This window comes from Collinsella sp. TF11-5AC (assembly GCF_003436775.1).
Taxonomy (GTDB): domain Bacteria; phylum Actinomycetota; class Coriobacteriia; order Coriobacteriales; family Coriobacteriaceae; genus Collinsella.
Genome location: NZ_QSQO01000005.1, coordinates 1 through 7,500 on the forward strand (window position 1 = coordinate 1; position 7,500 = coordinate 7,500).

General features: G+C 59.5%; 6 protein-coding genes and 1 rRNA gene. All 7 read right to left on the reverse strand.

What is annotated here, in order from left to right; translation table 11 throughout:
• Nucleotides 1-367: 367 nt before the first annotated feature.
• Nucleotides 368-2,752: a tRNA (adenosine(37)-N6)-threonylcarbamoyltransferase complex transferase subunit TsaD gene (gene tsaD / locus DXD16_RS03680; protein WP_117655161.1), complete on the reverse strand. Its 2,385-nt coding sequence runs from the start codon at nucleotides 2,750-2,752 to the stop codon at nucleotides 368-370.
• Nucleotides 2,739-3,245, reverse strand: a complete 507-nt coding sequence (gene tsaE / locus DXD16_RS03685) for a tRNA (adenosine(37)-N6)-threonylcarbamoyltransferase complex ATPase subunit type 1 TsaE (protein ID WP_117655162.1) — start codon at nucleotides 3,243-3,245, stop codon at nucleotides 2,739-2,741. Before tsaE ends, tsaD begins: the two co-directional genes overlap by 14 nt.
• A 12-nt stretch (nucleotides 3,246-3,257) precedes the next feature.
• Nucleotides 3,258-3,878 carry a uracil-DNA glycosylase gene (locus DXD16_RS03690; RefSeq protein ID WP_089573671.1) on the reverse strand — a complete coding sequence of 207 codons (621 nt, stop codon included), beginning with the start codon at nucleotides 3,876-3,878 and terminating at the stop codon, nucleotides 3,258-3,260.
• A gap of 8 nt (nucleotides 3,879-3,886) precedes the next feature.
• Complete coding sequence (alr, locus tag DXD16_RS03695; protein WP_117655163.1) at nucleotides 3,887-5,032, reverse strand: alanine racemase; 1,146 nt, start codon at nucleotides 5,030-5,032, stop codon at nucleotides 3,887-3,889.
• A gap of 2 nt (nucleotides 5,033-5,034) precedes the next feature.
• Entirely contained in the window at nucleotides 5,035-6,651 is a 1,617-nt protein-coding gene (locus DXD16_RS03700) for an NAD(P)H-hydrate dehydratase (protein ID WP_082435564.1), read from the reverse strand.
• A complete protein-coding gene (gene acpS / locus DXD16_RS03705) occupies nucleotides 6,652-7,191 on the reverse strand; it encodes a holo-ACP synthase (RefSeq protein WP_117655164.1) in 540 nt (179 codons plus the stop codon).
• Between the two features lie 175 nt (nucleotides 7,192-7,366).
• Nucleotides 7,367-7,482: ribosomal RNA gene (rrf, locus tag DXD16_RS03710) — 5S ribosomal RNA — on the reverse strand.
• Nucleotides 7,483-7,500: the final 18 nt, after the last annotated feature.

Genomic DNA, 7,500 nt, shown 5'->3' on the forward strand with positions numbered 1-7,500 from the left:
CACATTAAGTGCTTTCCTTTGCGTGCGGAACTCGCGATAAAGTTCATATGCGCCGCCCGGCTCCCGCGGCTCTCAGGGGCTCCCATCCCAAATGCGGAGCAAAGCTCCGCACACCATCTTTTTCTTTCAGCTAAAGCACGCCGGAAATTCGACGCAGCTGGCTAACCTTGCCGGACGTTGTCGACGCCAAACCAGCTCAGAAGCTATATCGATACAGAAAGGTCCCCGGACGGAGGGGCCGGATATAAGGTTTATCGCGAGTTCCGCACGCAAAGAAGGCCACTTAATGTGGCCTTCGTCTTGCGCAGGACTGTAGAGCAGGAAACCTTATATCCGGCCCCTCCGTCCGGGGACCGCGCCGTACCAGCTACAGCGTCATGTTTGGATCGGCGTCGACGTCGAACGGCGAGATTTCTCCTCGGTCGAATTTACGGCGGGCAACCTCTGCGATCATGGCGGCGTTGTCGGTGCACGCCGAAAGCGGTGGCACCGTTACGCGGATCCCCTGACGCCCAAGCTTCTTGATCATCATCTCGCGCAGATGCGGATTAGCCGAGACGCCGCCGCCGATGCAGTATTCCTTGCATCCGGTGGCATGCAGGGCGTTTTTGGCCTTCTTGTACTGAACGTCAAAGACGGCTGCCTCAAACGAAGCCGCCAGATCGGGCAGGTGAATCGTGCGCCCGGCCTTGGTCTCCTGCTCGATGTAGAGCGTCACGGCCGTTTTAAGACCCGAAAGCGAGAAGCGATAGTCCCCCCTGCTGTTAAGCGCACGGGGGAAATCGATCGCCTTGGGGTTGCCCGTCTCGGCAAGCTTGGAGATGATAGGGCCTCCGGGATAGCCAAGACCCAGTGCCTTTGCCACCTTGTCGAAGGCTTCGCCCACGGCGTCGTCGAGCGTCTCGCCAAGCACTTCATAGTCGCCCCATGCCTTTACGTGCACGAGCATGGTGTGCCCGCCCGAAACGAGCGTAAAGATAAACGGGGGCTTGAGGTCGGGCTGCGCCAACAGGTTGGCAAACAGGTGGCCCTCCAGATGATTGACGCACACCAGCGGTTTGCCGGCAGCATACGCAAAGCCCTTGGCAAAGGCGACACCCACCACCAGGGCACCCACCAGGCCAGGACCTTGCGTCACGCCCACAGCGGCAAGCTCACTTGGCGCAATGGCTCCGCCCGTAAGGCCCAGCGACGCTGCGGCGTCCTCGAGCGCCGCGTCCACGACGCTCACGATGACCTCAACGTGTTTGCGCGAGGCGATCTCGGGCACCACGCCGCCAAAGCGGGCATGAAAATCAATCTGTGTCGACACCTGGTTGGCCAGCATATTGCCATCCGCATCGATAATCGCCACGGCCGTCTCGTCGCAGGAGCTCTCGATAGCGAGCACTAGGCGGCGGCGCTCAATTTCGGCACGCTCCCCCTCGGAGCGCCCAGGCGCAGGCAGCGGCCATACGCGCTGCTCTGCCGCCGTCGGCTCGGGCGAAGCATTGTCGACCGGAAGCACCAGGGGCAGCGGAGCCGTCATGACGATGGCGTCCTTGCCGGCACCATAGTAGCCGCGGCGACGGCCAGCCTCGGTAAAGCCCAGAGCGTTATAAAGCGCGGTCGCTCCCTCGTTACCGTCCTCGACCTCGAGCGAAGCCGTAGTGCAGCCGAGCATCTGGGCATCATAGCTCACATGCGACAGCAGCTTGCGGGCAATGCCCTCACGGCGATGTGCCGGGTCGACGGCGACATCCAGAATCTGCACATCACCGTCCACGACCATACCGCCGGCAAGGCCCAGCAGCTTGCCGTCGTCGTGTGCCACCCACCAACTACGCGGCGCAGCGACGTCCTCGCCCAGTTCGGACAGAAACATGCCCGGCGTCCACGCCTTGTGTCCGGCACCTTCAAAGCAGGCAGCCTCTAGCGCGCTCGCGCCCTCGGCATCCGCCGCGCCCATGGGACGGAACTGCAGATGACGACCGGCGAGCTCATCGGCAACGCCCGTAATTTCGCTCTGTGCACTCTCAGCAAGACCAAGACGCTTGCGCTCGTTTTCCTCGGCATCCGAAAGGCGCGTGTAAATCGGCAGGACGCGAGCCGGATCGCCGTCACCCGCAGCGTGCGCGAGCAGCAAGCCCTCGCCCGAAGGCCACCACAGGTCGCGCTCCACGCAGCGGACGGTCTCGTCCTCACCCAGCAGCTTGCCATAGCGCACGAGACCGTCACCGGTCAGCTGAACCTGGTCCCAGTCCGCTGCTCGGCGCCACTCATCGAGCGCCACGGCGGCCTTGACCACGTGTTCGCGCTCAAATTGACGCTCGGGGCCCTCATCGACCAGCATATACAGCGCCGGATATACCTCACCGCGCATAGCATCGGCCAAGATACCAAGCTTGCCGCGCACGCCAGCCTTCCACGCCGTCCAAGCGCAAGCATCGAGCGTCGACACGCCCAGTAGCGGAACATTGGCACCACGCGCGAGGCCCTTGGCAGTGGAGATGCCGATGCGCACACCCGTAAACGACCCCGGGCCGCGGCCGACCACGTAGCAACCAACATCGCTGCGATCCAGACCGGCTTGAGCCAGCACGCCATCAACGGTATTCACGAGCTCAACGTTGGCGTGACGGCGACACATGTGGTCGCCACTCACGAGCTTCGTCTCGCCCGTCTGCCCATCAATCCATCTTGCCGCGCAGGCAAGCATGTCGGTCGAGGTATCGAGCGCCACCACCAGCGCGTTGTCGTTATGCAAGCTCATCTTGTACAGCCTTATCAATCAAATGGGAAAGCTCCATTGCGCGGTCACCGTGCGCCTCGAGCGTTATCGTTCGCACGTCGCTGTCGCCCTCATCACGCCTGAGCGTCACCGAAAGATACTCATCCGTCAGCTCGTCCTGGAATTGTTCGCCCCATTCCAGCAGGCAAGCACCCTCATAGCCCAGCACATCGAAAATGCCCGTATCCTCGAGCTCGTAGGCATGCTCCAGGCGGTATAAATCAAAGTGAAACAGCGGAATACGACCTTGATCGTGAACGGCCATGAGCGCGAACGTAGGGCTCGTAACCATATGCCCATCGCCCAGCCCGCGCGAGACGCCCTTGGTAAAGTGAGTTTTGCCCGCTCCCAGGCCACCGGTCAGGATGAGCACATCGCCGTCCTCAAGGCACGGTGCAATTAGCTCGCCAAAGTACTCCGTATCGGCAGCGCAAGTCGTTTTGTAAGTACCTACCCCCAGGCGCTCCAGGGACATATATGCTCCTTATTATTCCGAGGCGTCCTCTGGCGCGGGATGTCGCTCCAGATAGTCGCCCAGCATCTTAAAGTCTTCCTCCAGCAGCTCCTGCCACGCCGGATTGCGCAGCGCTGCTGCCGGATGGAACGTGGGCATTACCACAAAATGCCCCATCTGGTGGAACCTGCCGCGCAGCTTAGTAATGCCAATCTCGGTCTTTAGCACAAAGTGCGTCGCGGGGTTGCCGAGCGTCACAATAATATCGGGCCAGATGCTTCGAATCTGCTCACGCAAAAATGGCGAGCAAGCCAGCACTTCCTCGGGACGCGGATTGCGGTTTCCCGGCGGGCGGCACTTAAGCACGTTGGCAATGTAGACGTCTTCGCGTTTGAGCCCCGCCAGCGACAAAATGCCGTTGAGGTCCTCGCCTGCCGCCCCCACAAAGGGCTCGCCCTGCAAATCCTCATTGCGGCCCGGCGCCTCGCCAATAAACATCACGCGAGCGTGGGGGTTTCCCACGCCAAACACGATGTTATGGCGCGACTGGTAAAGCTGGCAAAGGTGACAATCGCCCAGAACGGCCTCGATCTCCTCGAGTGCGACCTCACGTGGCGCCTGATGGCTATGGCCGGGGATGTGCATGACGCCCATAGCGACTCCTACACGTAGACCTTGTCGAGACGCATACCAAAGCCGCAAGCGACCTCGTAGTTAATCGTGCCGCGTAGGCGCGCCATCTCGTCCATGGTAATCTCGGCATCTCCATCGCGGCCGACAATGATCATCTCGTCACCATACTCGGCCTCGGGAATCTCATGCGCCGGGTTGGACTGAATGGCGACCATAAACTGGTCCATGCAGATATTGCCCACCTGACGCACACGCTCGCCGCGATACAGCACGTCCATACGATTGGAAAGCGTACGCGAAAGGCCATCGGCATAACCGATCGGAAGGGTGCAGATCTGAACGCGCGTGCGCGGTACGCGGTAGGTAAAGCCGTAGCCCACGCCCTCGCCCATCGCAGGATGCGCCACGCGCGTCACACGCGCATGGACGCTCATGACGGGATCAAGCTGCATCACGCGACCACTCAGCTCACATGGCTGCAGACCATACAAACCGATGCCGGCACGAATCATATCAAAATGCATCGAGGGGTCGAGCATCGAGGACGGCGTGTTGGCGCAGTGCACGATACCGCACTCAAAGCCCGCATCCTTAATGGCCTGAACGGCCTCGGTAAAGCGCTGACACTGCAGTTTGTAGTCCCAGCCCGAAGGTTCATCGGCCGTGGCGAAGTGAGTAAATACGCCGTCGCACTGAATACCGCGATGGAAATTAATACCGCGGACAAAGTCGAGCACCTGCGTGTAATGTACGCCAATGCGGTTCATGCCCGTCTCGATGGCGAGATGATACTTGCCCACCTTGCCCGCCGCGACGGCACATTCGCCATACGCAAGAGCAAAGTCAGACGTATAGACCGAGGGCATGATATCAAACTCGAGCAACGTCGGAATAGCCTCGATAGGCGGCTCGCTTAGGATGAGGACGGGTTTCGTAATCCCGCCCTGTCGGAGCTCAACGCCCTCGTTAACCGTCGCCACGGCAAACATGTCGGCACCGGCCGAATACATGATCTTGGCGCACTCAACAGCTCCATGACCATAAGCATCGGCCTTGACCACGCAGCACAGGCGCTGACGCGGATTCAGCAAGTTCTTATAGGCCCTCGTGTTGCGACGGAGCGCCCCGCGGTCGATCTCGACCCAGGACCAGCGCGTCAAATCGGCTTTATTCATGATTAGTCATCCGACCCTTCGTCCATGATTCCCAGATCTTCGAGCGCATCCTTTGCCGCCAGCTCCATGGCAGGACCGATCAAGTCGATAAGATCGGTCGCGATGACGCTCTTCTCACCATACTCCGTCGCCGCGGCAAAACCGGCGTAGCTGTGAAGTGCGACGGCGTACGAATACAGCAACTCCCAACGATCCATCTCGTCGCGCATGGTGGCAAGCGTGCCGGCCAAAATACCCGCGAGAACATCACCCGAACCGGCAGTTGCCAGAGAAGCCGGACCCGAGAGCGGCAGCAGCACACGCTCAACGCCACAGATAGCCGTCGTCGGCCCCTTGGCAATGACCACCAGATTGTCGGAGCCTGCAGCCCAGACAACCTTCTGCGCGGCCGCAATCGCGGTACCAAGGTCGTTCACCTCGTCACCGGCAACCAGACGCGAAAGCTCACGATAGTGCGGTGTCATAACCAACGGCTGCTCGCGACGATACATCTCGGGGTTACTATCAATACCGTCAATGGCAATCTTAGCAAGGCAGTTGAGTGCATCGGCGTCCAAAATTAGCGGTACATCAAGCTCGAGCAAGCCCGAAACCACCTGCATAGCGCCGGCAGACGTCGTCATACCGGGACCGCACAGCACGCAGCTGTACTTCTTTGCGATCTCGCACACCGTCATACGCGCAGCGGCGCCAAAGGAGCCGCGGGAATCAGACGGAATAGCAAAGACCGGAATCGAAGGAAGTGCCATGCGAATGAGATTGGCGCAGGCGTCAGGAGCCGCGACTGCCACGTAACCAGCACCCGCGCGAGCTGCAGACTTGGCCGCCATAATGGCAGCACCAGGATATTGCGCAGATCCGGCGACAATAAGCACGGAGCCACGGGAATACTTATCGATATTCGATGGTAGCGGAGCAAAGTAATCAACTAAGTCACCGGGCTCGACAATCTCGGCGGCGTGGTCGACATCATCGATGACCTCGTCAAGACGGTCGTAAAGATTGCCGCAGATCAAATCGCCAGCATACTCAGGACCATCAGCGCTATACAGACCAATCTTGGGCGCAATCATCGTCACCGTGCGCTCGGCACGAATGCAGTCGTCATCAACAACGCCCGTCTCTGCATTCAGGCCCGAGGGGACATCAATGGATACGACACAATCGGCGCATTCATTGACCGTAGGAATCCAAATGGAGAACGGCGCACGCAGATTCCCGTGGAAACCGGTACCAAAAATGGCATCGACAACAACATCGGCCTTATCGATCAAAACCTCGAGTTCATCACGCGAGGGGCCGACGCAAACGTGCACATCGCGGCCGGCAGTACGACGAGCAACATGACGTGCCAGAGCAGCAGGAATCTCATCCGGTTCAACCGGAGAAACGATATCCACGTCCACACCCTTATGGCTCAGGATATCGGCGGCAACCCAACCGTCGCCGCCATTATTACCAAAACCGACCAAAACGAGAACCCGATCGGGATTGAGCTTCAAGACCTCGTTAGCGGCAAACTCACCCGCTAGCTCCATAAGCTCGGCCTTCGAAGTCCCTTCGCGTTCGATGATATCCTCGAGACGAACGACTTCTTCGGTACTCAAAACCGGTTTCATCTATGCTCCTAGCGTATCTTGCGAAGCATCGCCCAGGTGCTCCGTCAATGCTGAATTCTGCAGCTGCTCGAGCTCATCTAATACAGAGCGAGCCTCTTTAAATGTCTGCGCAACGCGTTTCTTGGTGCTCACCTTTTCATCTTTTGGCTTAGGCCGAGCATCTTCGGTAATCGCGATGGCATTCGCAACGGCCAAGTCTCCCGTAAGCGTAATGGAAAGAGCGACCTCAACAACGCCCAGTTCTTGAGCGATCTCGAGAGCACGGCCCGAAAGCAGCGCCTTCGGTTTGCCGAGTTTATCACGCGTTACCGAAACATCCTTGCGACCCACGCCTTGACTAAAACCCGTGCCGAGAGCTTTAAGCACCGCCTCGCGCGAAGCAAAGCGGCTCGCATAGTGAGCAGCGGGACGCGATGATGCATCGCAATACGCACGCTCTTCTTCGGTAAACACACGCCGAGCAAACGACGGCGTCTTTTCAAGAATTGATTTCATGCGGGAAATCTCGACGATATCAACGCCGATACCAGCTTCAGCCATGTTCACCTCCATATCGCACAGACTAAGTTATTGTAGCCCGTTCGCAGAAGATGCGACAAACGAGGGTTATAAAACACAGCTACTATGTGAGACAAATTGCCCGAGATACAAAAAAGGGGGAGGCCGCGAGGCCTCCCCCTTCTTCAATCTCGATGACGGCTCGGTGCCGTCCACCGGTCAGCGGCGCCCTGGCCTCCCACGGGCTGGCCCCGCAGTACTCTCGGCGCGATGGGGCTTAGCTTCCGGGTTCGGAACGGGACCGGGCGTGCCCCCCATGCTCTGGCCGCTGACCGGTGGGCGGCGCCCACC